Consider the following 25082-nt stretch of genomic DNA (forward strand, 5'->3'; position numbering starts at 1 on the left):
AGCAGGCGATCGCCAATCGCGACTTGGAGCGTGAAGCGCTCGCCGGGCAGTACCTCGGTATCGATGCTTACGCTGCCCCTACGCTCAATTCACCACGAGCGAATCGGGCATCGCGGATTTTGTCGTTGAGCGCTCGAACCTGTTCGTTGGTATCGGCGAGAACGAGTATCTGGGACCAGTTCAACTCTCGAACGACGCCATCCTTCCCTGGTAGACCGGCTTTCATGTCAGCGAAAACATCGCCAACCAGCTCGTCAGCCTCATTCACACCATCCGCGAAAACCTTGAGCTGGTCGTCGCGCTGCATGTGGCGGATCGCTTCGCTTACCTTGCCTTCGTAGAGGGCCTGAGCAGTCGGCTTGAATTGATCGGTCTGACGGGCGATCGTTTCGATCTTGGCGCAGCGGTCGCCAACAGCGTCATACAAAAGGCCGAACAGTGCGGCGGTTTCTACGGCGTCATGCTGGTTTCTGTCACCCACGCAGATCAGGCGGGCGCCGGCCTGGTGACAGGCCACCACCAGGTTATGCATCTGGTAGGTGTCCAGCATGCCGGCTTCGTCGCATACGACGATATCGCCACACCCAATGAGATCCTGCTTTTTGAAGCGCTGGCCGGCCCGCTGAGCGGCCAGAGCCTCCTGGTGCTTAATGAGCAACGAATGGACGGTCTGAGTCTGGATGCCGGTCGACTTCGCCAGCTCCGTCGCCTGCTTGTTTGCAGGCGCAACGCCAATGACGCGGCGCCCCTGTGCCTTGAACGCTTCGGCGTATACGCGGAAAGTCGGCGCCATGGTGGCGGACTTGCCCACGCCAGCGGCCCCCTTCAAGAATGTGTACTGGCCTGGACCCGTCAGATCGTATGCAGCCTGGCGCTGCTCCTGACTGAGCCGGAAAGGCTTCTCACCAGGTTTTTGGGTCGACTGCTTTTCATTCTCGTAGGCGTCGATCACCCGGTCTACGAGGGCACGGTCAACGTTCCAACGCGGATCATTGAGGCCGGCATAAACCGCCTTCAGGCAGTCAGCTTCGAGAGTAATGAACTCCTTCGTCGTGTATCGCCTTAGTGGCGTGCGGCCGCTTTCGTCTGGCGACTGGGGGATTTCGATCAGTCCGAGCTGTTTGAAAATCTCCGACTTGGTTGCGTCGATGTGGTCGAGGCCACCTTTGCCAATAGTGAGGTGCGCCGCTGCAGAATCGATCGCGAATTCGTCGATAACAGTGGAGCCGCGGAACACCATGCGCTGCAATTCAGCGAGACTCGGCGCCTTGAGCTCTTCAGGTGTAGATGCCTTTAGCTCGACAGTCGGGATCGTTTCGCGCCAATGAGTATCTAGGCTTTCTCCTAACTCAATGTCCTTCGCGTCGCGGCTTCTGACGGCGATAGCCTGGGCAGCAGCCTGGCCCGAGGTGGCCATAGTCATCTTTTCGGCCTGAATCTGCTCCCTGCGCTTGGAGCGCTCGGCCACGAGCTCCTTGGAGACCGATGATTCGTTGAGACGAAGGCCATGCCCCGTCCAGTCGACGACCATGGCCGAGGCCAAATCGGGTAAGCGTTCTTGGAGACGCTGGTAGAACGCCACATCGACAACCGCGCCAAACTCTTTCTGGCTTTTGTAGAGCCATCCCGCATCGAGTGTCAGGAACTTGCCATCGACGGTGCGGACGAAATTCGGTCGTTCAAGGTGGACGTGAAGCTGAGGATCAGGGAAGTCCTCACCAGGTGCTCGACGTGCTGTGCAGTGGGCATAAGTGAGCGTGACACACTCACCCGTTACCGATTCCGCACCTTGAGCACCTTCCCGCCCGCGAATACGGCCGACGCGGTGTTCACGCTCAATGGCGTCGTTTACAGCGCCCATCATGCACTCCTGGATGACTCGGCGAGTTTCGTCGTCAGCCTTAGCCCAGTAGATGCTGATAGATTTCTGAAGGCTCACGCACGAACTGAAGCCGAGGACGGGATCTTTTGCCGCCTTTTCTTTGCCTTCCTTCTCTAGTCGCTCCAGATCGCCGGCGTCGAGCTGCTTTTTCGTGGACGGGTTTGCCTTCTTTGATTCAGCTTCCTGAATAGCCTTGTCGATGGCCTTTCGGCGCTTCTCATCGAGGAGCGCCTCACCAGTGCGCGGGTTGATGCCACGGAAAAGAGCTAGGTAATCGCCATCCTGGGGATGCTCGCCGAGGCCCAGCTTGCTGGCCAACGGGCCGGCAATACCCGATGCCAAGGTGTCGGTGCCGGACTTGTGGTAGTAGTCCTCGCGCCCTGTGCCCTGGTCGCCTTCCACCTGACTGACGATCGCTGCGATCTCGGCATCGACTTTCGCCAGCTCGGTAGCCATGACTTCATCTGTCACACCACGCTCTGCGCCCAGAGTAATGCGCTCCTCACGTAAGGCCTGGAGCTCCTTCAGTTTCTTTTCGAAATAGCTGGCCTTGGCTGCAAAGTTGCCGGCCGTGGTCTTCTGGTTGCTCATCCCGTAGTGGCTCATCTCTCGATCTCCATGCCTGTCTGCTCGGCAATGAGGCGATCCATAACCATCGGCACGAGCCGATTGAGCATCGGCTCGACGGTGCCAGCGAGCAGTTCAGGCCGGCGCTCGGCCTGGCTGGCGAGAACCTGCAACAGCAGATCAGGAAGAGCAGAGCCCAGAAGGGAAGAAACGGACTGGGTGATTGCGCCAGCCATCGAAGCCACAACTGGACCATCGAGGAGAACGGGAACAGGTCGGGAAGGGTCGGCGCTGAAACGCTGCGCTGCCATGAAGCCGGCAATTTCTTCGTCTGTGCGCAAGGACAGGAGGGCATCAAGCACGCGGCCTTGAGCAACGCCTAGGCGAGCCGAAAGGCGTTCCAGACGCACCGCCGCAACTTCATCCAGGTACTGGGTCGAGGTCTTCGCCCCGGCCTTCTTCCGCGCCATCTTCCTTTTCCCTTCTGAGAACGCTTCTCAGGTAGACGGCTTTAGCCGGCGTACCTTGCTTTTGCTTTGTTGCTTTTCCGGCTTGGAGGCCGTGCATAGCGCGGGCTCCGGGTCGACGCGAAGCACCCGAAGGGTGCAGATGTGTTAAGAAAACCTCATTGCAAAACCACAATAATCCAGAAAAACCATCATAGCAATACCAGTAAAGCCATAAAAACCACTATGAAAAACCATTAATATCCATTGACGACCAGATAAAACCAGATTTAAATCTACTCCAAGGGGTGTGTAAAACCAGAAAGGCCCACTAAAATCCAGTTTCAACCATTAACAGCACACTGGAGGATGTCGGGATGTTCAAACGCCCTGAGGACCTGATCGCGGAACAACAGGAAGCCGAAGAGATGGCTGCAGAACTGGAGGCATGGCTCGCAAAAGAGGAAGCCACCGAGCAGAAGAACCGGCGTGGGGCTGGTTATCGCCTACTGAATCCGGTGCGAGTACAGATCGCCCTATTGATGCAGCGCGGGAAAACCGTAAAGGACATCCATCGGGCACTTGATGAAGCACTTGGCATCAAGGTCGATCTCAAGACCGTACGCAAATTCATGGTCGAGAACATGCCAGAGGAATACGCCTCGTATCTGGGTGCAAACAAGCGAGGCAAGAAGGAAAACCGGGTCTATCAGGACGGTTCAAAGCCAGCTCACGAAGAGTTGACAGCCTCACCGAGCCCGGCAGAGCAGGAGCAAATTGACCGTCACCTAAAGGTTAAAACCTCTCCGGTGCAACAAGTGAAAACCGCTGAAATATCAGCAAAAAAACCGCCACTTACCGCTGGTGATCTCCGAGCGATGACTGGTCAGCTTGATCCAGAGAAGTACCGAACCGACGACTAGTCGGAACATCTACGAAAGGAAGAGAAAAATGCGCGTAGCACTCGTCAACCTTGGCGGCAACCAAGGCAAGACCACCCTCTCAGTAAACCTGTTCGCGCCACGTATGCCGGAAGCGAAGATCTTGGCAGTAGAAACGATCAACGCCGCGGGTGGTGACCTTGGCGCTGCCGTTGAGCAACTGAAGGGCGAGCAGTTCGCCCGGATCTATGCGGAACTTGCCTCCACCGACGATTTGATCCTGGATGTTGGCGCATCGAACATCGAAGACTTCCTGGTCGGCCTTTCCCGTTTCGAGGATGGCCACGATGAAATCGATCTGTTCGTCATCCCCTGTACTTCTGACACCAAGGAACGCACTGAGGCCATGAAAACGGCCCACATGCTCAGCGCTCTCGGTGTTCCTCCAAAAAAAATTCAGTTCGTGTTCAACCGAGTCGTTGATGGCGTCGAGGCTGAGTTTGCGGACGTGCTGAACTTCGCGAAAAAAAGCGGTGTGGCGTTTGCCAATCCGGCATGCGTTGTCCCTGAGTCGGAGCTTTTCGCCCTGCTCTCAGATAAGAAAATGAACATCGTCCAAGCACTGAGTGATATCACCGATTACAAGGCCGAGTTGAAAGAAGCAACTCGCTCCGACGACAAGAAGGCTTGGCGTCGTGCCATGGACATGCTGGCTATCACCAAGCAGTCCAAATCGATGGATCGACAGTTGCAGCATGTTTTCGAACTGCTGACTTCGACGGTGGGGGCCTGACGATGAGCGCGCTCCCGATGAATGTCAGCGAAGCTGCTCTCACACGGGAGCAACTGATGCTGCGCGAGCTCTTCCGCGATCACTTCGAGCTGGCTGATCGTTTTGAGGCAACAGCAAATCAGATGGTCGCCGTCGATCGATCCCTACACGGCTCTGGCGAGCAGCAGGGAATTGCAGAGTTACTGCTCGATGCTGCAGAAAATATCCGTGGCGCAGCATCATCAATCGACACCATGAACTTGGATGGCTTCTCGCGAACGCTCGACTCCCTCAGCCGGCAGATCGCCGGTCTACCAGGTCGTTTGCTCAAGCCGGCCGATGAGATCGACTTCCGAGCCTCCCTGCGCGAGGGGATTGCTCAAGTGCTGGCTGATTCGATCATCGATGCCAAGCTTCAAGTTGAGCGAGAAGCGGTTGAGGTCGCCATCAATGACCTAGCCGGGCGCGTTAAAGCGGCGATGGCGCAGCTAGGCGAGAGTTCAGCTAACTACTTCGCAGAGCGCAACCAGCTGCGAGGCCAACTCGACGCAGAGAAAGTTAAGTCGGCTGCAGTGACAGAGCGACTGACGTACTTCGAACAGGACAAAGACAACGCCTTGCGCCAGATGACCACCAACTTTGCGGCCACGGCTCAGCGCACAGGTACAGCTCGCTTGATCGACCTTTGCGCGGGTCTGGCAATCGGCATCGTCGTGTCGCTCAGCGTCCTGGTGCCGATGGCCAGCCAATACCTAAACCAACAAATCCACGCCAAACAACAGCGCTAACGCGCAACCACTACTGAAGGAGAAATCGCATGGTCAACCAAGGCGATGATGGGGATTTTCGTGCCCGAAAAAAGAAGGTGAGCCTACTTGGCAGTGACGCAGAGGCTTTTATCCGCGCCCGACATGAGGAGCGCGAAGAGTTCAAACGCCTTGAAGGGCGGGACCTCGATGGTCTGGACACACTGGCCAAGGATCCGCGCATGGAAGAGCTACATAAGCAACATCAGCAGCGGGACGACGCTCCAGCATCCAACGCTGAGCAGCGCAAAGATGCCCAGGAGGTGGTCCAGGAAGAGCAAAAAAAACTGACTGATCATCAGGTCAGCCACGACAAACAGGGCGAACAAGCCGGGAGATCAATGTGATGGATAACAGAACCCTAATTGCAGCATCGGCACTGGTCGCAGCCTTCACGGGTCAAGTGGGCGCTTGTCCTCTTGTGGATTGCCTGCCGGGATTGAGCGAACCTCAGTTTCAGTCTCGTGAAGACATGCTCGGGTTGTATGACCTGAAGCAGCCTGGGCAAGCGGCAATGCACGTTGGGTTAATCGCCGCCGACCTAAGAATCGCGCGCCTCGAAACGGAGAACCGTGCTCTTCGTATCGCTCTGGCAACTGGTACTACACCGGACGACAGCAGCCTCAGGTTTTATCCAAGCCTGAACAGCTTCCTGGACGCAATGAAATCGGACCTGATTCAGACAGACACAACAGGCCGGATGCCTCAATTGCGTCATTTTGAGCAACGGGTCCGCAATGCGGACACTCGAGCAAAAATAGCTGATGCATCGCGGGCGCTGGTAATCGAGAGCGCTCAAATTGCTGCGGCGGCGAACGCAAATAAACAAGCAAATTGAAAGGGTGGCTCACCTGAGCGGCAACTCAGGTGAGCCGGTTTCGCGGCAGGGAAAACCCACGAAAGGAAGAAATTGTATGGTAACGCAATTCCGTAATTACATGGAAAATCTGCTTCTTTGGGTCACAGATCCTGAAGCAGCAAAACGCGCATGGCGCGAGCGCCGAACACAGGCCATTCGCATAGCGCTTGGCCCACAACTGAGCGCGGATACTCGCGGTTGGCCGGCCGATCAGATCCTCCACGATGATGTGATCGAGGCCCTCCCATCGGATCGTGCATCGCTCACGCGCCGCGCCTTCTATGGCCGCGCTGCATTCCATTCGGGCGCTCGACTCCAGAAGCGCCTACGCGCACGGAATTTCGCGCTGAGCGTCGGTTCGCTCTTCCTAGTATCAGCTACGGCATACCTCATGGGTCGCAACGGTTCCAGTCTCGCCTGGCAATGGGGTTCGATCGCTGCCGGTCTCTGCATCGCTTTAGTAGGGGGGTACGTTCTCCTTTGCTCGCTTGGTCTGACGCCTAGGGCTTGGCGACTGATGGTCCCTGCTGGCCCGCTGCTAACTGAGGATGAAATTCAGGATGTGAAAGAGTTCGGCGCTCGCGTGTTGCTGCGCGTAACTCCACCTCGGACTCCTGCCGATCTGGTCGGCTCGTATCGATCATGGACGTACGATCGCGATGGCAACCCTGTTGATGGTCAGATCGTGCCCGATGACCTATCGGTGTCCTACTTGCGCAAAGCACTGGTCGATGAGTCGATGCCAATGGCTGTCGCCGGAATCGCCATTCTGCTGGCCGGTCTATTCGTCGCTTCCGATTCCCTGAGCTGGTTCATCGCGCCGGTCGCCGCTGGCGGCGCTGCAGTCTGGTCGTTCCTAGCGATCTTCGATCTATCCTCGATCGCTAAGACCCGAGCTGCGGCGGCCCGCGAGGCCTTGGCAGTCTCCGCCTATCCCAAACTCATTGAACAGGAAGGTAAGAGCAAATTCGCGGACTTCGATCGCGCATTGAATGAGCAAATCGAACGAGCAATGAGCGAAAAGTCTTCATTCATCAACCTGGGCACTGCAACTGACCTATTTGCTGAACGACGGGATCCGTATAGCCCCGCCCAAGCGGGCATGCCTTTCGGCCTGTCTGTGGGAGACCTTTCGACGCACATGCTTGTACTGGGCCAAACCGGGACGGGTAAAACGGCAGCGGTGATTCGGCCAGTGGTCTGGCAATGGCAAGAGGCAAAAGCAGGCGGCCTGCTGGTATTGGACGGTAAGGGTCAACTTCCGAAAGAGCTCGCCGGCCTTCCGGCTACCAGATCATCAGCCCTAAATCGTCGAACTTCAACGCCATCCAGAATCTCCAGCCGGATGAAGTCGCCGATACTCTTTTCCAGCTATTCAGCTCCGAGAAAAGTAATGCGGGAGACGTTTCGGGCAGCGAGTGGGAGCAATTCGCCCGTGAGCTACTGCGCAGCACGGCGAAAGTTCTTGCGCTCATGAATGCCTTGGAGCGGGTCGAGTGGCCATGGAACCTCAGCTCAATCTACAAACTCGCATTCGACCTAAGTAGTCGTGATCGAGCAAAAGAACTGATCGAAGGCGATTGCATGCATCTTCTCCCTGGACACCTGCATCGTGCTTATAACTCGTTCATGGTGCGCCACCTGCAGAAAGCCACCGAAACCCGTTCGTCTATCGAACTCAATTTGGAAACCTGGCTCGGTACTCTCATCAATGATCAAGAGCTTGGTGCGTGGGCTGACTGTGTTGACGGTGTCGAGATCGAGGACTGCCTCTACGGCGCAATGATTGGGCTGGCTCTGCCTGATACCCAGAGTGGCGTTGCCATTTCGGCGCTGGCCAAGCGTCGCTTCTATAGCGCGATCAAGCGCCGTGGCGATAACTGGAAAACAGAAGGTCAGGAGCCCGTGCTCCTGGTAGTCGACGAGGCACAGGATTTGGTTTCACATGAAGAGCTGGCGATCCTGCCTAAAGCCCGCTCACTCGGTCTGTGTGCGTTGTACTCGACTCAGGGGCTCGATGGCCTGCAGGTTGCACTGCAGGACGAGCAGGCCACGATCATGCTCCTGGATCAATACCGTTCGGTGGTGAGCATGCAAGTCGGCTCTGAGATGACCCTCGACTACGTTTCCCAGCGCCTGGGGGCTGCACCTCGCGTGGTGTTTTGTGAGGTCGCTGCGAACACCACGGACCCAGTGGCCACGGCGAACCTTTACGGCGCAAATGCCGGGGTTACTCCACCGGAACCTTGGCTGCCAAAGCGCAGACATCAGAAGAGATGATCAAAGTGGGGCGCTCGTATAGTCATGTCGGCCAAGCTATTAGCACGGTCTCTGAGTTAGCGAAGAAGTTTGGCGCTGAACAGGCATGGCAGCAGTTACCTGCTGCAATTCGTCGTGAGCGACCGGCTGGCAGCGTAAAGATTGGCGAGATCCCACTCGTGTCACCAGATGAGATCCGGTCGCTGACGATGAATAAATTCACCGCGCTCGCATCGGTCAATCGCTGCGGGACTATTCGTCGCGCTCAGATCCGACTCAATCCCATGTTCGCATTCCCGAGCGAAACGAAAAACGTACCCGGCGCTGAGGAGGTGGCAGCATGAAAAACTCTTCGGCTCATCTCCTCGCTCAGCATGGCGAACTGCTCCAGGTCAGCTCTGTTATCACCGGCGAGCCCTCAAACGACAAGGCCAGGTGCTTCTTGAAAGCGATCGGCGTCGCTACGCTCTGCATCGCCGTTGCAGCCGGCGCGGGCTACGTTACCCAGGGGATCCGTGAAGAAACTGCGCGCATAGCGGCTGCGGAGAAAGCCAAGGCAGAACGCCTGGCCGCGGAAAAACGCATCGCTACGGCTAAAGTTGCCGGGCTACAGAAGCGCATAATTGCGATGCAGACTCAGGTCAGTACTGAGCGTGATGCGCTGCTGGAGCAATTCCAGCGGCTTTTGGCAGACAAAGACAATGATCCCGCAGTTGCCGAAATGCTGCGCCGGTATCCAGCACCGTACAAGCCGCTCCAGGGCATTGATCCCGTCGCATTCGAAGCTTTCATTGATCTCGATCGCGAAAGCTGGATCGCTACCGGGACAAGCCCGAAGCTCAATGACCACTACCAGGCTGAACGGGCGAAAGTCCAGGCCGGTACTGAATACCTGCGCTATGTCAATGAGGCCCTGGAGCTGCAAGCTACCGTGTCCCCGGCGCAGCCGGCTGCTTCTCGCTCTGTGCCGACCCTGCCCGTGGCGCCGGAGCCGATCATGCCACTGGAAACGCCAGCGCCTACGCCGGCGGCGAAGCCGCGCACAACACCGACTGGCGTGCCAGGCAAAGTGCGAGTCCTAGATTGGTAGTCTGGTCGGCTAGCGCCTAAAGGATCCCGGCCTCGGCCGGGTTCTTTATGCCCGCTGCGCGGGCCGAGCCCGGAAGGGAAAACAGTGTGCGCCGGATTCGTTCTAGCTCCCCTCTGTCCGATCTCGTACTTTTCCAGGCGCCGCAAAAAGCCCGCAAGAGCGGGCCGTTTGTGGAGCAGTGAGCGTAAGATGGTTTATCGTCGCTGAGCGGGACGGTATCCGCATCGGCCATGTTGACTACAGCCTACACGTGCTCAAGGACCGGCGCCGCCGCCCTGCTGAGGTGGTAGCGATCGGGATGGTGTGATCGCCCGGCTTATAGATCCCGTGAGAATCTGCCGGGTGCTCATAGAAAGCCCCCCTATGATTCCCTGCATTGAGTTCTCGTAAGGATTTAGGCCCGGCTCACTGAGCGAAATCATATTGAGCACACTACGGGGAAATGAGGTGATCAACTGAGCACTGGTGACAACTACGTTCCAGGACAGCAGGATAATCACTACGACCATCAGCAATCCGCCGATCAGTATCCCTCCGAGGCTTTCCAGCGGACGGCCGACATCGGCGACACCAGGATCAAACATCCCCCAAAGTCCCATAGCCATCGCCTGGACCATTGCTAGGCCGACAGCGCTAATCACAATCGCAGCTGCCAGGCCACCCACGGCCAAAGCAGGGTAGAGAAAGATGAAGATGAAGGCATTCCAACCTTTTGCCGACAATTGAGAGGTGTGCTCTTCGCCTTTCGGTGCGGCCATACCAGCCGACCAGAGCGTCACTCCGAAAAAGGTTGTAGCAACGGCTACGAGCCAGCTGATTGCCCCCATCAGTCCATAGATGGCAAACAATAGAGGCATCACGTAGCCAAGTAACCCGCCAGAGACGATCATTACTCCTCCGATTGCTTTTGGCAGCGTCCCATCAGTGATTGAGTTGAGTCCGGGGATGTATTTCGCGATCGTCCCGCCCGCAAAGAATCCAATGCCTGTGCCTACAAGCGAGCGTCCCCAAGATGCAATGTTGTGGATATTCTGGTTCGAGGGGCCGGTCGTGGATTTGAGGATATCGAGCGAGAAAACTCTAGCCAGCAGAGACTTTTGAGCACCAACATTTCCAGGTTGAATCTGCGCTAGTGCTTCGCTTTCGACCAATTTTGAGAGCGAGTCGCCCGGAGTCATCGCCGAAAGTGTGGATTTGGGCATCATCTGTGCGGTCGCACCCTCTGCGTAGCTAGCAGCACGTGAGAAATCGCTCGCTGCGCGCAACACAAACGTGCCGCCGAGCATCCAGCCCCAGTGCTTTACTTCTTCAAAATACGCTTCACTACGAGCAGACTGGTCAGTGGCAATCGTGGTGCTGATGGTTTGCTCAACCATAGTTTTGTACCAGTCTGCGGACTGACTGGCCCATGTAATACTTTCCTCAAAAAACTTCTTCGCTGCACCTGCCCCCACAGTCCCATCGCGAGCCAAAATCGCCTGCTGGACAGCATGCTCGACCAGACCGATCCAGATCTCACGCTGAGCCGAGGCTATACCGACTTCGATAGAGGAGGCATTGTTTTTCTTGACCTGTGCATACTCATCACTGCAGGTCACTGACGACAACCAACCGGCTTGGCAAAACCACCCCTCGGTTTCCATTTCCCGCTCGACCGTACCAGTAACAGCGTCGGGTTCGATCAATCGCGAAACCCCATGCTGACAGCACGGGCCAATTCGTCGCTCGGAGGAATTAATGGTATCTGTAAAGATCGGCCTGCATTTGCGATATACACGCCTGCAGCGGTGTCAGTCGAGCCCACGGCAGGGTATTTAACGCCGTAGACCTGATTCCATTTTATTTTTATGGCCTCGCCCGCAACGTCACGACTCGATAGCGAAGTTAGTTGCGCGTTCGGATCTCGAAATATCTTAAGAGCAGCAAGTTGGACCGCTGAGACTTTCCAGCTATTTAGCATATCCAACGCAACTTTCGCGTCGACCTCAACTCGAAATTTCGGATCGCTAAACAGGTTATGGCGATGCATCAGCTCAAATGCATCGTGTTGCATCGTGTCTCCGAATTCGGCCGCAGATTTGGAGACACCTGCGACAAGAGCGTGTCCAGGCGTTAACGTGATCGGAATTCCGCCAGCACTAGAGACAGGTATAACTGGTGCAACTAGAGTCAAGGCAAGAATCACCCGCAACGGGTAGAAAAAAGCCTCGTTTCCATCTTTTGCGCCGAAAAAATTACCGTTGTTCTTGAGTCGGAAAATACCAAGAAACATGGCCCAGGCCGCGAGGGCGCCGAACATCGCGAGGCCAAGTGTTGCGAACGCGGAGGCAAATATTGTCAGCGGTGTCACGTCCTGCGCAACAAAACTCGTAACGTTTGATGTATCAAACATCCAGCGTCCGAACATCCAAGACAAAACCAACTGTGAAAAGCTATTCATCACTTAGCCCTCACGCGAACCTGATAATCAGCCGGCAAATTTTTACCTATAAGCAACCTCGGATTACGTATAACATCCCTCATGAATTTAATTACTGGTGGAGCGCTTTGTGAATAGGCCATGTTTACTCGATATGCATTTTGAAAAAGCATCATGCACACCATATTTAGAAACGCCACGTTTGCAAAAATTATGAGATTCCCCCGATCCCAGCTTGCAACCAGATTGCCGAGCACCACAGCTATACCGAAAATAAGAATTGCGTTTACGAACAAAAGTGACTTATAGGCACGCCGCAATGAATCATTAGTAATCATGCAATCTTGGCACATTTTATCCCAGAGCAGGCGATCATCAGTTTCCGCCAACTCACGATCAGCTTTCGCCTGGTCACGAATAGCCTTGAACCAGCGGCATCCCCCTTTAATAAAGTAGATAGGCAAACTCACTGAATACTTCAGCTCGCGTGCGGCATTCTTCGTCTGGCTGTAGCCAGTCAGATAACCCGCGACTGTTTTGACCTTACTCATGATCAACCTCACTAGTATAAACTGGCGGGATTGGAACAGGCGGAACCTGCACTTTAGCGAATGTATTTGGGTGAGCCATGGGTGTGGATTCACGCCCAGGAACAACAAGACCGAAGTAGATAATCAGACCAATCCCAATCGTTCGTGGAATCTTTACTGAGACCTCTTTAAGCAGCATTTCTAGTCTCCTCACCTAAGATTATTTCTACAGTCCCAGCCAGGGCTGCTATTACGTGAGCATCGTGCTCACAGATTTCAGGTAATTCGCCCGCCTTGACTTGAATCTCACGGAGAGCAGCCAAAGCGCGGTTAAGTTTATCCACTGTAATGCTCACACTCTTTCCTTTCGAATTTCTAATGACTAAATTTTAAGAGCCGACACCAAAACCTTCCAATTGCATATTTCTAATCAAGCAAATATTTTTGCAATTCCGTAAGCATATAATAATCAAATATTACGAAAAATTTAGCACTCACAGCCCTCAAACTAATAGCTATAAACTATGGCTTTATTATTAATGTCACACCCACAAAAAACCCCTCATTGAGGGGCTTATTTGCGAAGTTTGATCAGTACCGGCGAAGTATTCCAGTCATCTCGTTGTAGAACTCCTGGGGATGCTCACCATGGGTCTCGATGTCCTTCTCGGCTACATATGCGCGCCAAGTGCCACTCTCAAAAACAAACTTAAACCCATCCGTGCTTGCTGTTCGGCGATTGACGCCACCGTAGTTGTCAATGGGACGGATTTTTTCGACGCCATCGATGATCAGGGATAAATAGCCGGTGTCTGGATTGCTTTTCTCATTCCAGAAGGTCATTTCGATTTTTTTTGCCTTTGGTGTGCCGAGTGCATCCTCCAGATATTGCGAGGCTTTCGCACTGTAAACTGCGTCAGTAGTCGCAGCTTTCGGCATGACCTGATTCATCTTCTGTTCGCCACACCCAACCAGGGCGACCAGAGCCAGCACTAGTATGGCGATTTTGATTTTCATAATTTCAGTCCTCGTTACTTCGCAATTTTCAACCGCATCGCATGAATTGTGTATCAGCGGGCTCATTGCTCGATCACCTGATGAGTGAGCAAGGCCAAGTAAGCGGCTGCAGTCACGTACAGCATGCCCAGGACAGCAGATCCAGCTGTCACCGATGTGAGCGGCGTACGTCAGGCCGGCGATCGCAAACGGCCAGGTCATCGCAGCAGCGCCGCAACCGAACACCAGCGCAAACATCACCAGAGCAGCGAGCCAGCGGAAACCAGGAATCGAAACATCACGACCAAAGTCGACACAGGCCTCTAGGCCGGCGACCAGAAAGCGCACTGGACTGCGAGCGATCCGGCGAGCGGCCGTGAATCCGGGCCAGACAATACTAAGTGCGTTCATCGTTTATCTCCCGCACCAGGTCCTGCTGCGCTTCGCGCCAGGCCTGGATCATCTGTTTAACCTCAACAGAGCCGTGATGCAGTTTTTCGCGTGTACCTGGAGCAAGCCGGATCTTCGTGCTGGAACCAATCTCGGCATATACGCCAATTTTGATCTTCAGTTCCTCAAGCTCCATCAGGTCGACAGCACCGGACTCAACCATCAGTGCGACCGCTTCCAGGTGCGCGCCCTGCATCAGGAGCAGGGCGACATCCAGGCTTGGCGGTGAAGCCAGGCGCAGGCTCATTACTGAGCCTTATCCATGGCCACGGGCTGGATCGGCGCCTTGAGTCGAATCTCAACGCGGCGGTTCTGCGCCCTGCCCTCCTCCGTGCCGTTGCTTGCGATCGGCTGGGACGGGCCAGCACCGTAGACTTGGATGCGAGTTTTATCGATACCCTGGCCGATCAGGTGCTTACCGACGCTGACGGCGCGCTTCTGCGACAACTCGATGTTGCTGGCATTGCTGCCAACGTTATCGGTGTGGCCAGTGACCTCGACGTTGTTGTCAGCGTAGGACTTGAACGAGCCCGCGAGCTTGTCCAGGTTGAATGCCGCCGCCGGCGACAGCTCGGTCGAGCCAGTGTTAAAAGTGATCGCGCCAGGCATCACGAGCTTGATGTCGTCGCCTTGGCGCTGCACTTCGATGCCAGTACCAGCGGTGGCTTTACGCAGATAGGCCTCTTGGCGGTCGGCATAGACGCCGTAACCCGCGCCGGCCAGGCCGCCGATACCGGCGCCGATGAGTGCGCCCTTGCCGCGGTTGTCTTTATTAATCAGTGCACCTGCAGCGGCGCCGGCGATGGTGCCGATGCTGCCCCAGGTCAAGGTTTGGTTGCGCGAGCCGTCTTTGTCGGTCGGGGCGAGGTTGGCGCAGCCAGCCAGGGAGAGGATGCTGATGATGAGCGAAGCGGAGATGATCTTTTTCATTGTCGAGTCCTTTACTACGACGGGTTGATTTGGTTTGCACGCAATGGCATGCGAAGCCGCGGGAGCGGCAGATCAACTGGTGTCACAGCGAAGACCCGATAGGGCGTTTCTTTTTATTGCCTCCCCTCCCCTGTCGCTGATCCGAGGAAGTTCAGTGTGCAACTTATATCTACACCGTACTGCTTAAAACTCCAGCCGAGTTGCTGCCCGACTGGATTAGTCTGACTTTAGGGCTGTGAAGGCTCGTAGTCGCGGTACTCACCGCGCCACTCAGTGGCTTCGTCCTGGTCGATCCGACCTTGGCTCAACAGAGTGAGAATATAGATTTCGGTCAACGAACAAGCCCTACCGCTGTTCGGGGAAGCTCGGCGCACAGCAATTAACTACAGAACACTTGTTGAATGCAATTATCCCCCAGCACAACTGCACGCACAAGCACTTAACCCACAAACATTCATGATAAATATATATCACAAGCGTAGAACCCATATACAATCAACACTAATAAATAGCCTTGCAGGCCAATAATGAAAAATTTCGAAAGAGACAACTCACTTGATCTAGTTAAGTGGATCGCACTATTTACAATGATCATCGATCACACCTGGTTTGTGCTACCTAGTGAAATACAGGAAAACATGTGGTGGATGCGGATTATCGGTCGGTTTTCATACCCCTTATTCAGCCTCGCAATCGCGGCAAATGTTGTCCGACAGCCAATCAGTTGCCCAGTCGGACTGAAATATCTGAGCGGGATATTACTATTCGCCATCCTGAGCCAATGGCCGTATTCGAGATATTTCGACAACGGGCATTTAAATATTCTGTTCGTTATAGCACTTGGCCTAGTTATCGCTCAGGCGATGCATCATCGGACTCCTGGACTGATCTTATGCGGGATCCTGGCCCTGATGATCACAACCGCGTTCCGTCCGATACTGAGCTATGGCGTAGCTGGAGTGTTTTTACCTACTGCGCTGGTAATCGCGCTTCGGGCACGGAAGCTAGATATTAAAATCGTAAGTTGGTCCTTATCCGCTCTTCTCGCCGCTATCGCAAATGTTGGCAGTTCGATTTTTCTGCTGCATGATCTGCCATCGATGGATCATGCGGTCATCAGCGCAGCCGCATTAGCACCAGTGCTCGGATTGACTCTACTGCAGATCCAGGTTCGGCCGTTAAGCTCCGTCAAAGCCTGGCTGTACCCCATTTATCCGATCCACTTGCTACTACTCAGCTCGCTATCAGTAGCATTCTGATTCGCCCAGCTCGTGACGAGTTAACTGCGGCCTGCTCCCATCGCACGCGAGCTTCCAGGGGGAAAGCTAGCTACATGGGCTCTTGTTGGCACTGCCCAAACCATCATACGGCCTTCAAACGAAACGTCGACGCTATAATTCACTTCCTTCCCTTCCGGGGCTTCTCAAGCGCCTAAGGCGCTTGGTCATAAAGCAGGTGTGACGCCTCAGACCGCGCAGATACCCCGACGATAACCACCCCACTCCTGAGGTTCGATAATGCATCACTTCCAGCCAAAAAGGGATCACCCATGACCGTCCAGCATTTTCGATCCCTCCACTTTACTCCGAACATCCCCGAGGCCTGATGTTAAATCATTTTAAAAGCATGTTAAGCAGCCCGAACGCTCCTGGAGCCCTTGCCCACGCCCTCTCCGGCAATTGACCCGCGCAGATACCCCGATAATTGACGCAGATACCCCGAAGTGACGCGCAGATACCCCGAAGCACGCTGCGCAGATACCCCGATGCCTGTGGATAACTCACGGTTTCTTGCTTTTGGTGTGAGGAACCCGTGTCCATCGAACCGTGCCTTCTGCAATTGACCAGCCTCTGATAACTCCCTCATCCTCTAGTTCACCCAGTGCACTCGGTAATGCCCGGCAAGTAAAGTCCCTTGGACGCCCCCGCGACCCACTCCATACTCTGAGTTTTTCGCAACCTATTCCATGCGACCCAACCTGATGACCAGCTATATAATTCTGAAGATATTTTGCCAAGGGACTCTTTAGCCTCACCCGAACATCCATATCAATGAACGCAAGAAACTCATTAGAAAATATTGAAACAATCTCAGTATCCATTTCTATGGAGTATTGCCCCCCTACCCCCCACCTCAATTTGTCTATCAGCCTAAAGCTCTCACCTCCCAGCCGGCCTTGAACAAATATGATAGCGCTTGCAAGTCGCTCCATTGAATCATGGAGCCTTCGATAACTTTCTGATGAAAGATCGCTTCCACGACCAATGGCACGTAAAAATGCTGAGCGCTCAAAAAAAGTCATTTCGCCTGGAGATGCACCTTGAGACAACTGAATCGTATGTAAGAAAACATCATTATCATACATATCTAACTCCTCGCCTGACATTCTTACCAAGCAATCAGAGCGCCCCTCAAGTATTTGGTTCTTTAACGTTCTCCGGGCTCCTTTTTTGAGGTTTGAAAATAAGCCCGTTCTGGTCCACTGAGTAGGCATGGCCGAAGCCATCATAGGCAGAAAAGGAAATTTATATTGAGCAGGAGTGACCTCGGTGCTTGGATGTCCTACTTCAGCCTCAATGGCATTTCTATAACTTTCGCGCTCCGCTGCCTCTTGTGAGCGTCTTTTCAAAATTGCATGAGCTCTTGAAGGTATGCTGCACGCAATCTGCTGCTCCGGCCAAAGCTCATACATACTGACCCACCCACTCCGCTAGCTTTAAGCGAGAAATGCGCCCGAGCGAATGAAAAAGAGTCATACGGTGATCCGAAGGGCAGCGCTTTAGCAAAACTCCCCCTACTACAAATAACCTTGCTCGGTAGGTGAGGTACGCGAAATTAATGCTTGCAAGCCTGCAATACATACACATAAATTATCCGCCTTTTACGCTCGCAGACTTCCGCCAAAAACTGGCCGCCGAACGTAGTTACCTAGAAGCCCCTCTCGCACGGGATTTTCAGGCACGTTTCTTTGAGGTATGTTTCTGCCGCAAGTAAAACTCACAGATATCTACGAGATTCCAGCGAATTGCACGACCGAAATGCAACGGCTGTGGAAAATCAGGATCATTCTTCGAGAGCCGATAAAGCGTTGAACGCGAAATCTTAAAGATCTCGCAAACCTGCTGGGTAGTTTGAATTTCCATCACATATATCTCGTTATCGAATCATGTGACGCTGATCATTCGTGACACAAGCGGACACGTCAATCCGCCTGCAATTACCCATAAACTGCTGATTTTGGGATTGTTTTACTATGTGAATTGCATTTATATATTTTTATGCGGACCTATAGAGTGCACTTAGCATCAAAAGACAACAACTAATCTAAAAGGCAAAATTCAAATAACCATTTAATCTAAACAGATTTTAACTTTCCGGTGCACAAAAGGCCAAGTTTGAAGATTCTTCGAGCAAGCCCCTCCGCCAGAGTCGCACACTAGGCGTGTGGCCTATCAGGTTAAGACCACCAAGATTGACGTAGAGACATCAGAAAATGCAGAAGCGATCTTTCTTCTGACGCCGCGCGGGTGGCCTACCTGAGATCAGGCAGGAGCGCAGTTCTACAGGCCAGATCTAGGCACGCAAAGAAGTCATGATCAGCTTCCGCATTGCTCATGCGATTCGGTGACTGTGCATCCTGCGCAATCAAGCTCAAAGCTCGCTCTCCGAGCACGCGGCCCAGTCTGCTGGGCTGACGGTACGCCAGACCTTGCGATCCGACCTTCCATCAGCCTGTCCGCAACTAGGCATCTAGATCAGCAATCATCATCCGCAGCGGCGCAGCGGCCGCACCGAGGTGAATGAGGCGGGCAAGATTGTCCGGTTTGAAGAATGCGTGCCCACTGGCGATGACCCGCTGGGCCTTGGCCATGTGCAAAGGAACTTCGCCGACCCACTTTGCAGTTGTCACGAGTTGCCGCGGCTTCATGAGCGAAACCTCGTCAGCCTTAGTCTTGCTCAGCTCGCTGATCGGAGCGACCAGATTGGTCAGCAACAGGACCTTGGCGCCGTCCTTGAAGAACTCCAGGCCTTCAAGGTTGGCCAAGAACTCGCCTTTGGTTGGCCATCCATCGCCCGGCCTATGGTTGTTGGTCTCGAAGTACACTTCGGCTTCCGCTTCCGTCATAGCCACCCGACGCTCGATCACTGGGTTGTCGCGTCGAGCCCGCTCCTTTAGCGCAGACATCACGGCGGTGTCGATCGCGCCCTGCAGTCGGAGCTTGAGGTCGACCAATTCCCGGTACTGCCGGTGAATATCCTCCACCACCGGCAGGACCTCTGCCATGCGCTCAATCATCCGCGTCACAGTCTCAATGCGGCGCTTGCGGGCAACCGCCGCGTCGACCCGCTTGCGCTCCCGAGAGAAGGAGGCGCCGAAATGGGTCTTGCCGCAGTCGATTCCGATGGCCGTTTCTTTACTGTCGCTGGTAGTGACCAGATATCCGCTTAAATGCGGTTGCCGGCAACTAGCGATCCCGCATTCAACCCGCTCCAAGAAGCGATACGGCGCGATGACGGCGCCAAAGTGGCGAAGTGCCTGGGGGTGAAACGCCAGGGAGGGTTCAAACGCCTCCCTGGCGAGCAGTTCTTGATAGTTGTCGATGACAATGATCTCTAGACTCAAACCGCTGCACCTCTTGATTTCATAGGGGATGGCAGGTTGCCTCTATGCTATTTAATCACAGACTGCAGACAGGAACCGGTCAGTTCGAGCAGAGCCTGCACGCTTGATCAGCCAACGCGATTACAGTGCACAACAGACTGGAGTTGAAAGATGGAGAGCAGTGATCACCTGGATAGGGTCCTTGCGACGGTGCATACCCTCTTGCTGGCCGAGGGTGCGGACGAGGCGGCAACGATTGTTCGCGGCTACCCGGCTAAGGCGGAGCTGACCGGCCATGACAACTGGAATGGCGGCACGGACATCTGGGAGATTCAGTTCAGACTTCCTGCAACGGATTACGCGCGCCTTGGCGCAAGACGCAGTCAGTTGGAAGAGAAGATCACCGCCAGACTCAAAACTATTCTCGAACACGAAGTGGATGACTGGTATTCCGCTTGTATCCTACCCGCGTTGGACTACCGGAAAGACTGGCGTTCAGACACTTCTGAGCTGCCTCGTAACGTACGCCAGAACATCCTGGACGGCATGCGTCTCGAAAATACCGTCTGGTACGGCCAACTCGATGATATCGAGTTTCTCAACCGCCTTTATGACCTCAAATCACTACCCTCGACAGACGGGCGCTACAAGGACGCCGTCGGTGACATCTTCCAGCACCGGTTCAACAACGATGATTGGGAGATCGATTGGGTCTACAAAGACAGCCGCTTCCAACTCTTGGAAGGCAGCGCGGAGCAGTTCCTACGCTTCCTCTGCGAAACCGTTCACCCCATGGTCCGACCGATCAGAGACGAAGCGCTCAAGCTGGTGGTTCATTTCAATCAACAATTGAGGGTAGCGGGCTGGGAGCTGTTCGAAGAGGAGCAAATATCTGGGCGGCCACGTTTTGCCTTCCGCTCTGTCCATCACAATTCAGCCCGCGCGGTGCTGCGCGCAAAAACCGTCGCGGATGCACTCGACGCCGGCTGGATGGCCAAGGAAATTGAGCGACTGGAAAATGCTGTAGAGCGCGATCCAGCGCTGGCAATCGGGACCGCGAAGGAACTGGTAGAGACCTGTTGCAAAACGATTCTGACGAAACGAAACATTCCCGTTACGAAGTCCGACGATCTAGGCGACCTCACCAAGAAAATCGCCAAGGCCCTGAACCTAGTCCCGGAAGGGGTAAGCGAAGCGGCCAGGGGGGCTGACAACATTAAGGCCATTCTTCGGGCCTTGACTCAGATGACGAGCAACCTGGCACAACTCCGGGGGCTATACGGCACTGGCCACGGACGCGATGGCCAGCACCGCGGCCTGCAGCCCCGCCATGCCCGCTTGGCTGTAGCCGCTGCCGTCGCGTTTATCGATTTTGTCTCCGAGACCTATCGGCACCGAGAGGGGGTTAGGAGCGACGACAAGGCTGAATGACGACAGCCGACTACCAACACCAGTACGTACGGCAGACGGTCAACGGAAGAGGTCCCTTCCCAAGCTTGGATAGTAGCGGAGATTAGCGTGAGCCCACACTCGCTGCGCAGGTGCTCGAAACTCCGTCTTGAGGGAAACGATGCAGGCTTCCCAAGTTCTCCGCAGAAAATAAGCTCGTATCACTTCGCTTTGTCCACCTCGACCTTCCAGGCTTGGGTTGCCTGACATTTGCGCGGAGACCTTTCAGGATCGGCACCGACGATCTACAGCTTCAAAACGCACTGAGAAGTGGGGACTGATGTGGGGACTAAACAGATATCACTGCCGAGAAAGCTAGGGGAAAGCTAAGCTAACTGCCTGATTATATTGGTGTCCCAGGGCAGGTTCGAACTGCCAACCTTCCCCTTAGGAGGGGGATGCTCTATCCAATTGAGCTACTGAGACCCTGAGCCGATGACGGGCGTCACGCGGCGGAAGGCGTGCATGTTAACCAGACGGGAGGTATTTGTCATTCCATGGATCGGGCTTTTTGCCTGCCCGAATCCACAAGCTGCGTGCAGGCTTCGTGCAATTTGCAACGGAGCACAAGGCCATCATTGCATGATGCACGGAAGAACCCTGCTCTAATTAACGTAAGTTGTTGATTTTAAAAGATAAAATAAAATTATTCAGATGGCATGCGGCATGCTGGAAGAAATATAACGGAATGTACCCACCCAACAGCCGGATCACGCCCATGACTCACGCCCTGCTCGCCCTGAATGCCCTGGCCCTGACCGCCGTGATCGCCATGGGCCTGTTGCCCGCGAAAACGCCGGTGCATTCGCTGGAATACCGCACCTCGATGCAGGCGCGTCCTGCGGTCATGGGTGAGGCAGAAGCCACGCTGACGCAGGTCAAGGTGAACCAGGAGGAGCGCTACGCTTTCTGAGTCGGCAAGCCAGCTTCGCGCAAGATATCCAAAAGGCGCTGCGCCGCATCGGCCAAGCTGGTGGAGTTATCCAGATCATGCACATCGGCGCCCAGCCCGGCGGAAACCAGGGCGTTGCGCGCCAGACGGGCTTCGATTTCCTCTGCGGATTCCCGCCCGCGATCCTTCAGGCGTCGGGCCAGCACCGCGGCTGAAACGCTGATCAGCACAGGCAGCAAGTGTGGGTATCTGCTGCGGGCCTGTGGCAGGTTGGCCCTAGAGCCGTTGACCACCACCCATTGGCCAGCGGCAAGCCAGCGATCCATCTCAACGGGAATGCCATAACTGAGGCCGTTGGCCTGCCAGTCCAGTGCGAATCCGCCCTGCTCCCGTAGCGCCTGGAATTGCTGAAGCGATACACTGTGCGCCGCTTCGCCCACGGCCTCGGCGGAGCGGGTAATCACCCGCCGCACCACAACCACGCCCAGCGCCTGGAGCGCCGGCCTGGCCTGATCGATGATGCTGTCCTTGCCGGAACCGGATGGCCCCATCAGGTAGATCAATCTCCCGCCGGCCCGGGGTGGGGTCTCGCCCCTTGCGTCATGCTGCATAGCCACTATGCTCATAGATAGGAAAAGCGCAGGTATTTTAGGCGCTTTCCGTTACCTTTTCGCTGGTCTGCCTCGACAGTCAAAAAGGTGGCTGGATCGGGAAGGCGGGAATTGAAACTTTTCAAACCAGTGCTCATTTCTGATAATTGGTACTGGCAAAAAGCCTCCACCCGGTTCAATATTTGTCACAGAATTGACGCCAAGGAACCGGCGACAATGAGGCATTATTGCGACCTCATTCACAATTCAGGTTGAACATTTGACCGTATCGATGGTCCTAGTCTCATCGCGCGGCCAACTTCAAGAACCGCTCCCCCTGAACTAAACCGGTCAATTATATGCGCCCAATGAAACAGGCTATCTACTCAAGCCGAACCGCAGACAAATTCGTCGTCCGCCTGCCAGACGGAATGCGTGAGCGCATTGCCGAGGTTGCGCGTAACCACCACCGCAGCATGAACTCCGAGATCATTGCCCGCCTGGAACAGAGCCTGATCCAGGAAGGTGCACTGGGCGACGAACTGAGCATGCGCCTGGACAGCCCGGAACTGTCCCTGCACGAGCGCGAGCTGCTGCAACGCTTCCGCCAACTGTCCCACCGCCAGCAGAACGCCCTGGTTGCCCTGATCGCCCATGACGTCGAGATGGCAGCGGACGCCTCCTGATCGTCCCGACTGACTTCAGCTCAAAACAAAACGCCCGGCGCAATCGATTGCACCGGGCGTTTTGCTTTCTGGATCCTCGGTGTTGCTGAACCCTGTGGGAGCTGGCTTGCCAGCGATGCGGCCGGGACAGACAACAAAAAAGCCAGCGCGAAGCTGGCTCTCTTGATTCAACGATGGCTTACAGCAGGAACAGGGTGGCCAGCCCCAGGAAGATGAAGAAACCACCACTGTCGGTCACCGCCGTGATCATCACGCTGGAGCCCATTGCCGGGTCGCGACCGAGGCGCGTAAGCGTCATCGGGATAAACACCCCCATGAACGCTGCCAGCAGCAGGTTAAGGGTCATTGCAGCGGTCATCACCACCCCTAGCGACCAACTGCCATAGAGCAGGAAGGCCACTACCCCGATAACGCCACCCCAGATGAGGCCGTTGAGCAGCGATACCGCCAGCTCCTTGCGCATCAAGCGGGTAGTGTTGCCCGGAGTGACCTGGTCGAGCGCCATGGCACGGACGATCATGGTGATGGTCTGGTTGCCGGAATTGCCGCCGATACCGGCCACGATCGGCATCAACGCCGCAAGAGCCACCAGTTTCTCGATCGAGCCTTCGAACAGGCCGATCACCCGGGACGCCACGAAGGCAGTGATCAGGTTGATTGCCAGCCAGGCCCAGCGGTTGCGCAGCGAGCGCCAGACCGAGGCGAAGATGTCTTCCTCTTCGCGCAGACCGGCCATGTTCAGCACTTCGGTTTCGCTTTCTTCGCGGATCAGGTCGACCATTTCGTCGATGGTCAGACGACCGATCAGGCGGTCGTTCTTGTCCACTACCGGAGCCGAAACCAGGTCGTAGCGCTCGAACGCCTGGGCTGCGTCGTAGGCGTCCTCGTCAGGGTGGAAGCTGACCGGATCGTCGGCCATGACCTCGGCGACCTGCTTGTCAGGGTCATTGACCAACAGACGCTTGATCGGCAGCACGCCTTTGAGGATGCCGTCGTAATCGACGACGAACAGCTTGTCGGTATGGTTGGGCAATTCCTTGAGCCGGCGCAGGTAGCGCAGGACCACTTCCAGGCTGACATCTTCGCGGATGGTGACCATCTCGAAGTCCATCAGCGCACCGACCTGCTCCTCGTCATAGCTCAATGCCGAGCGCACCCGCTCGCGTTGCTGGGCGTCGAGGCTTTCCATCAGTTCGTGGACGACATCCCGGGGCAGCTCGGGAGCAAGGTCGGCCAGTTCGTCGGCGTCCATCTCCTTGGCCGCGGCGAGCAACTCGTGATCGTCCATGTCGGCAATCAGGGTTTCACGCACCGAGTCGGAGACTTCAAGAAGGATATCGCCGTCGCGCTCTGCCTTGACCAACTGCCATACGGTCAGGCGGTCGTCCAGGGGCAAGGCTTCGAGAATATGGGCAACGTCGGCGGAGTGCAGGTCATCGAGCTTGCGTTGCAGCTCGACGAGGTGCTGCCGGTGGACGAAGCTTTCCACGTGATCGTTGTGGGCGCCTTCCTGACGGTGGGTCAGGTCTTCGACCAGGCGCTGGCGCTGCAGCAGCTCGACCACCTGGGCCAGGCGGTCCTGCAGGCTTTCCTGCGTTTTTTTTGCTTCGATTTCAGTCATAGGCGAACTCCACTCCCAGCAGCGGAGCACGCCGGGAGATCAATCAGTCACATCGTGATTGGCAAAACAGGCTTTTAAGTAACTACTGGGTAAGTCCATGGTGGTATTCCACAAGCCCCGGCGGGGCTGACGGGCGCAATCATACACCGCTTGAGCTGCCAGGGGCTGAAAATCTCGGTGAAAACAATCGTTTGCGGAAATGACGAAGGCAAACTCCCGAATCCATCAATGCGACGGCCAGTGCCCGAAAAAGAGCACATCCACTCCCTGAAAAATTAGCACGCGCCGGCGACGCCTGGATGACAAATCATTTATCGGGATCAACAAATTGCGGAAAACAAAAAGCCCGCCATT

Annotated in this window: 26 protein-coding genes and 1 tRNA gene; 13 read left to right on the forward strand and 14 right to left on the reverse strand. The window is 55.3% G+C overall.

Going from position 1 to position 25082, the window contains the following annotated elements; genetic code table 11:
- Positions 1–67: 67 nt before the first annotated feature.
- Together mobF and CSV86_RS16895 are read right to left on the reverse strand one after the other, a co-directional pair.
- Positions 68–2488: a MobF family relaxase gene (gene mobF, locus CSV86_RS16890; RefSeq protein ID WP_170394900.1), complete on the reverse strand. Its 2421-nt coding sequence runs from the start codon at positions 2486–2488 to the stop codon at positions 68–70.
- Complete coding sequence (locus CSV86_RS16895) at positions 2485–2919, reverse strand: hypothetical protein (RefSeq protein ID WP_009397324.1); 435 nt, start codon at positions 2917–2919, stop codon at positions 2485–2487. Before CSV86_RS16895 ends, mobF begins: the two co-directional genes overlap by 4 nt.
- A 353-nt stretch (positions 2920–3272) precedes the next feature.
- Between CSV86_RS16895 and CSV86_RS16900 the strand changes: the two genes are divergently transcribed.
- From CSV86_RS16900 to CSV86_RS16940, 9 genes are all read left to right on the forward strand, one after another.
- Positions 3273–3818: a hypothetical protein gene (locus CSV86_RS16900; RefSeq protein ID WP_009399003.1), complete on the forward strand. Its 546-nt coding sequence runs from the start codon at positions 3273–3275 to the stop codon at positions 3816–3818.
- A gap of 28 nt (positions 3819–3846) precedes the next feature.
- Positions 3847–4569 carry a StbB family protein gene (stbB, locus tag CSV86_RS16905; RefSeq protein WP_009399004.1) on the forward strand — a complete coding sequence of 241 codons (723 nt, stop codon included), beginning with the start codon at positions 3847–3849 and terminating at the stop codon, positions 4567–4569.
- Between the two features lie 17 nt (positions 4570–4586).
- Positions 4587–5336, forward strand: coding sequence for a hypothetical protein (locus CSV86_RS16910; RefSeq protein ID WP_158487715.1), 750 nt, complete (start codon positions 4587–4589; stop codon positions 5334–5336).
- A 29-nt stretch (positions 5337–5365) separates the two neighbouring features.
- Entirely contained in the window at positions 5366–5701 is a 336-nt protein-coding gene (locus tag CSV86_RS16915) for a hypothetical protein (RefSeq protein ID WP_009399006.1), read from the forward strand.
- Positions 5701–6192, forward strand: coding sequence for a hypothetical protein (locus tag CSV86_RS16920; RefSeq protein WP_009399007.1), 492 nt, complete (start codon positions 5701–5703; stop codon positions 6190–6192). The genes CSV86_RS16915 and CSV86_RS16920 overlap by 1 nt, the downstream gene beginning before the upstream one ends.
- 76 nt (positions 6193–6268) lie before the next feature.
- The gene (locus CSV86_RS16925) at positions 6269–7690 is read left to right on the forward strand and encodes a P-loop NTPase family protein (protein ID WP_170394903.1); all 1422 of its coding nucleotides are present in this window, start codon (positions 6269–6271) and stop codon (positions 7688–7690) included.
- Positions 7687–8493 carry a TraM recognition domain-containing protein gene (locus tag CSV86_RS16930; RefSeq protein WP_170394906.1) on the forward strand — a complete coding sequence of 269 codons (807 nt, stop codon included), beginning with the start codon at positions 7687–7689 and terminating at the stop codon, positions 8491–8493. Before CSV86_RS16925 ends, CSV86_RS16930 begins: the two co-directional genes overlap by 4 nt.
- Positions 8490–8816, forward strand: a complete 327-nt coding sequence (locus tag CSV86_RS16935) for a hypothetical protein (RefSeq protein WP_170394909.1) — start codon at positions 8490–8492, stop codon at positions 8814–8816. Before CSV86_RS16930 ends, CSV86_RS16935 begins: the two co-directional genes overlap by 4 nt.
- Positions 8813–9562, forward strand: a complete 750-nt coding sequence (locus CSV86_RS16940; protein ID WP_009399009.1) for a hypothetical protein — start codon at positions 8813–8815, stop codon at positions 9560–9562. The genes CSV86_RS16935 and CSV86_RS16940 overlap by 4 nt, the downstream gene beginning before the upstream one ends.
- A 254-nt stretch (positions 9563–9816) precedes the next feature.
- On the opposite strand, the gene CSV86_RS16945 is transcribed toward CSV86_RS16940, so the two are convergent.
- From CSV86_RS16945 to CSV86_RS16965, 6 genes are all read right to left on the reverse strand, one after another.
- Positions 9817–11247, reverse strand: a complete 1431-nt coding sequence (locus CSV86_RS16945; RefSeq protein ID WP_240160523.1) for a hypothetical protein — start codon at positions 11245–11247, stop codon at positions 9817–9819.
- Positions 11244–12002, reverse strand: a complete 759-nt coding sequence (locus CSV86_RS32025; RefSeq protein WP_240160524.1) for a hypothetical protein — start codon at positions 12000–12002, stop codon at positions 11244–11246. Before CSV86_RS32025 ends, CSV86_RS16945 begins: the two co-directional genes overlap by 4 nt.
- Positions 12002–12532 (reverse strand): hypothetical protein, encoded by a 531-nt coding sequence (locus CSV86_RS16950; protein WP_009399011.1) that lies wholly within the window; start codon positions 12530–12532, stop codon positions 12002–12004. The genes CSV86_RS32025 and CSV86_RS16950 overlap by 1 nt, the downstream gene beginning before the upstream one ends.
- Positions 12533–13102: 570 nt before the next feature.
- Positions 13103–13918 (reverse strand): hypothetical protein, encoded by an 816-nt coding sequence (locus tag CSV86_RS32030; protein ID WP_240160525.1) that lies wholly within the window; start codon positions 13916–13918, stop codon positions 13103–13105.
- Complete coding sequence (locus tag CSV86_RS16960) at positions 13905–14204, reverse strand: hypothetical protein (protein WP_009399013.1); 300 nt, start codon at positions 14202–14204, stop codon at positions 13905–13907. Before CSV86_RS16960 ends, CSV86_RS32030 begins: the two co-directional genes overlap by 14 nt.
- On the reverse strand, positions 14204–14887 hold the full coding sequence (locus CSV86_RS16965; RefSeq protein WP_009399014.1) for a YiaD family glycine zipper/OmpA-like lipoprotein: 684 nt from the start codon (positions 14885–14887) through the stop codon (positions 14204–14206). Before CSV86_RS16965 ends, CSV86_RS16960 begins: the two co-directional genes overlap by 1 nt.
- Before the next feature lie 527 nt (positions 14888–15414).
- Here CSV86_RS16965 and CSV86_RS16970 point away from each other — a divergent pair.
- On the forward strand, positions 15415–16146 hold the full coding sequence (locus CSV86_RS16970; protein ID WP_037060128.1) for a TraX family protein: 732 nt from the start codon (positions 15415–15417) through the stop codon (positions 16144–16146).
- 521 nt (positions 16147–16667) lie between these two features.
- Here CSV86_RS16970 and trfA read toward each other — a convergent pair.
- From trfA to CSV86_RS16985, 3 genes are all read right to left on the reverse strand, one after another.
- Positions 16668–17579, reverse strand: a complete 912-nt coding sequence (trfA, locus tag CSV86_RS16975; RefSeq protein ID WP_158487716.1) for a plasmid replication initiator TrfA — start codon at positions 17577–17579, stop codon at positions 16668–16670.
- 262 nt (positions 17580–17841) lie between these two features.
- Positions 17842–18030, reverse strand: coding sequence for a helix-turn-helix transcriptional regulator (locus CSV86_RS33460; protein ID WP_170394912.1), 189 nt, complete (start codon positions 18028–18030; stop codon positions 17842–17844).
- Positions 18031–18629: 599 nt separating this feature from the next.
- The gene (locus CSV86_RS16985) at positions 18630–19511 is read right to left on the reverse strand and encodes a hypothetical protein (RefSeq protein WP_009399016.1); all 882 of its coding nucleotides are present in this window, start codon (positions 19509–19511) and stop codon (positions 18630–18632) included.
- Between the two features lie 150 nt (positions 19512–19661).
- Here CSV86_RS16985 and CSV86_RS16990 point away from each other — a divergent pair, with 150 nt between their 5' ends.
- A complete protein-coding gene (locus CSV86_RS16990) occupies positions 19662–20921 on the forward strand; it encodes an abortive infection family protein (RefSeq protein WP_009399017.1) in 1260 nt (419 codons plus the stop codon).
- Between the two features lie 367 nt (positions 20922–21288).
- Here the strand turns inward: CSV86_RS16990 and CSV86_RS16995 are convergent.
- Positions 21289–21365 (reverse strand) — tRNA-Arg (locus CSV86_RS16995).
- Between the two features lie 292 nt (positions 21366–21657).
- Here CSV86_RS16995 and CSV86_RS17000 point away from each other — a divergent pair.
- Positions 21658–21852 (forward strand): hypothetical protein, encoded by a 195-nt coding sequence (locus tag CSV86_RS17000; RefSeq protein ID WP_037060130.1) that lies wholly within the window; start codon positions 21658–21660, stop codon positions 21850–21852.
- Here the strand turns inward: CSV86_RS17000 and phnN are convergent.
- Positions 21840–22442, reverse strand: a complete 603-nt coding sequence (gene phnN / locus CSV86_RS17005; protein WP_051032698.1) for a phosphonate metabolism protein/1,5-bisphosphokinase (PRPP-forming) PhnN — start codon at positions 22440–22442, stop codon at positions 21840–21842. The genes CSV86_RS17000 and phnN overlap by 13 nt on opposite strands.
- 338 nt (positions 22443–22780) lie before the next feature.
- On the opposite strand from phnN, the gene CSV86_RS17010 reads away from it, so the two are divergent.
- A complete protein-coding gene (locus CSV86_RS17010; RefSeq protein ID WP_003254499.1) occupies positions 22781–23107 on the forward strand; it encodes an Arc family DNA-binding protein in 327 nt (108 codons plus the stop codon).
- Positions 23108–23285: 178 nt separating this feature from the next.
- On the opposite strand, the gene mgtE is transcribed toward CSV86_RS17010, so the two are convergent.
- On the reverse strand, positions 23286–24728 hold the full coding sequence (gene mgtE, locus CSV86_RS17015; protein WP_009399023.1) for a magnesium transporter: 1443 nt from the start codon (positions 24726–24728) through the stop codon (positions 23286–23288).
- Positions 24729–25082: the final 354 nt, after the last annotated feature.

Source organism: Pseudomonas bharatica CSV86 (assembly GCF_000319305.2).
GTDB lineage: Bacteria > Pseudomonadota > Gammaproteobacteria > Pseudomonadales > Pseudomonadaceae > Aquipseudomonas > Aquipseudomonas bharatica.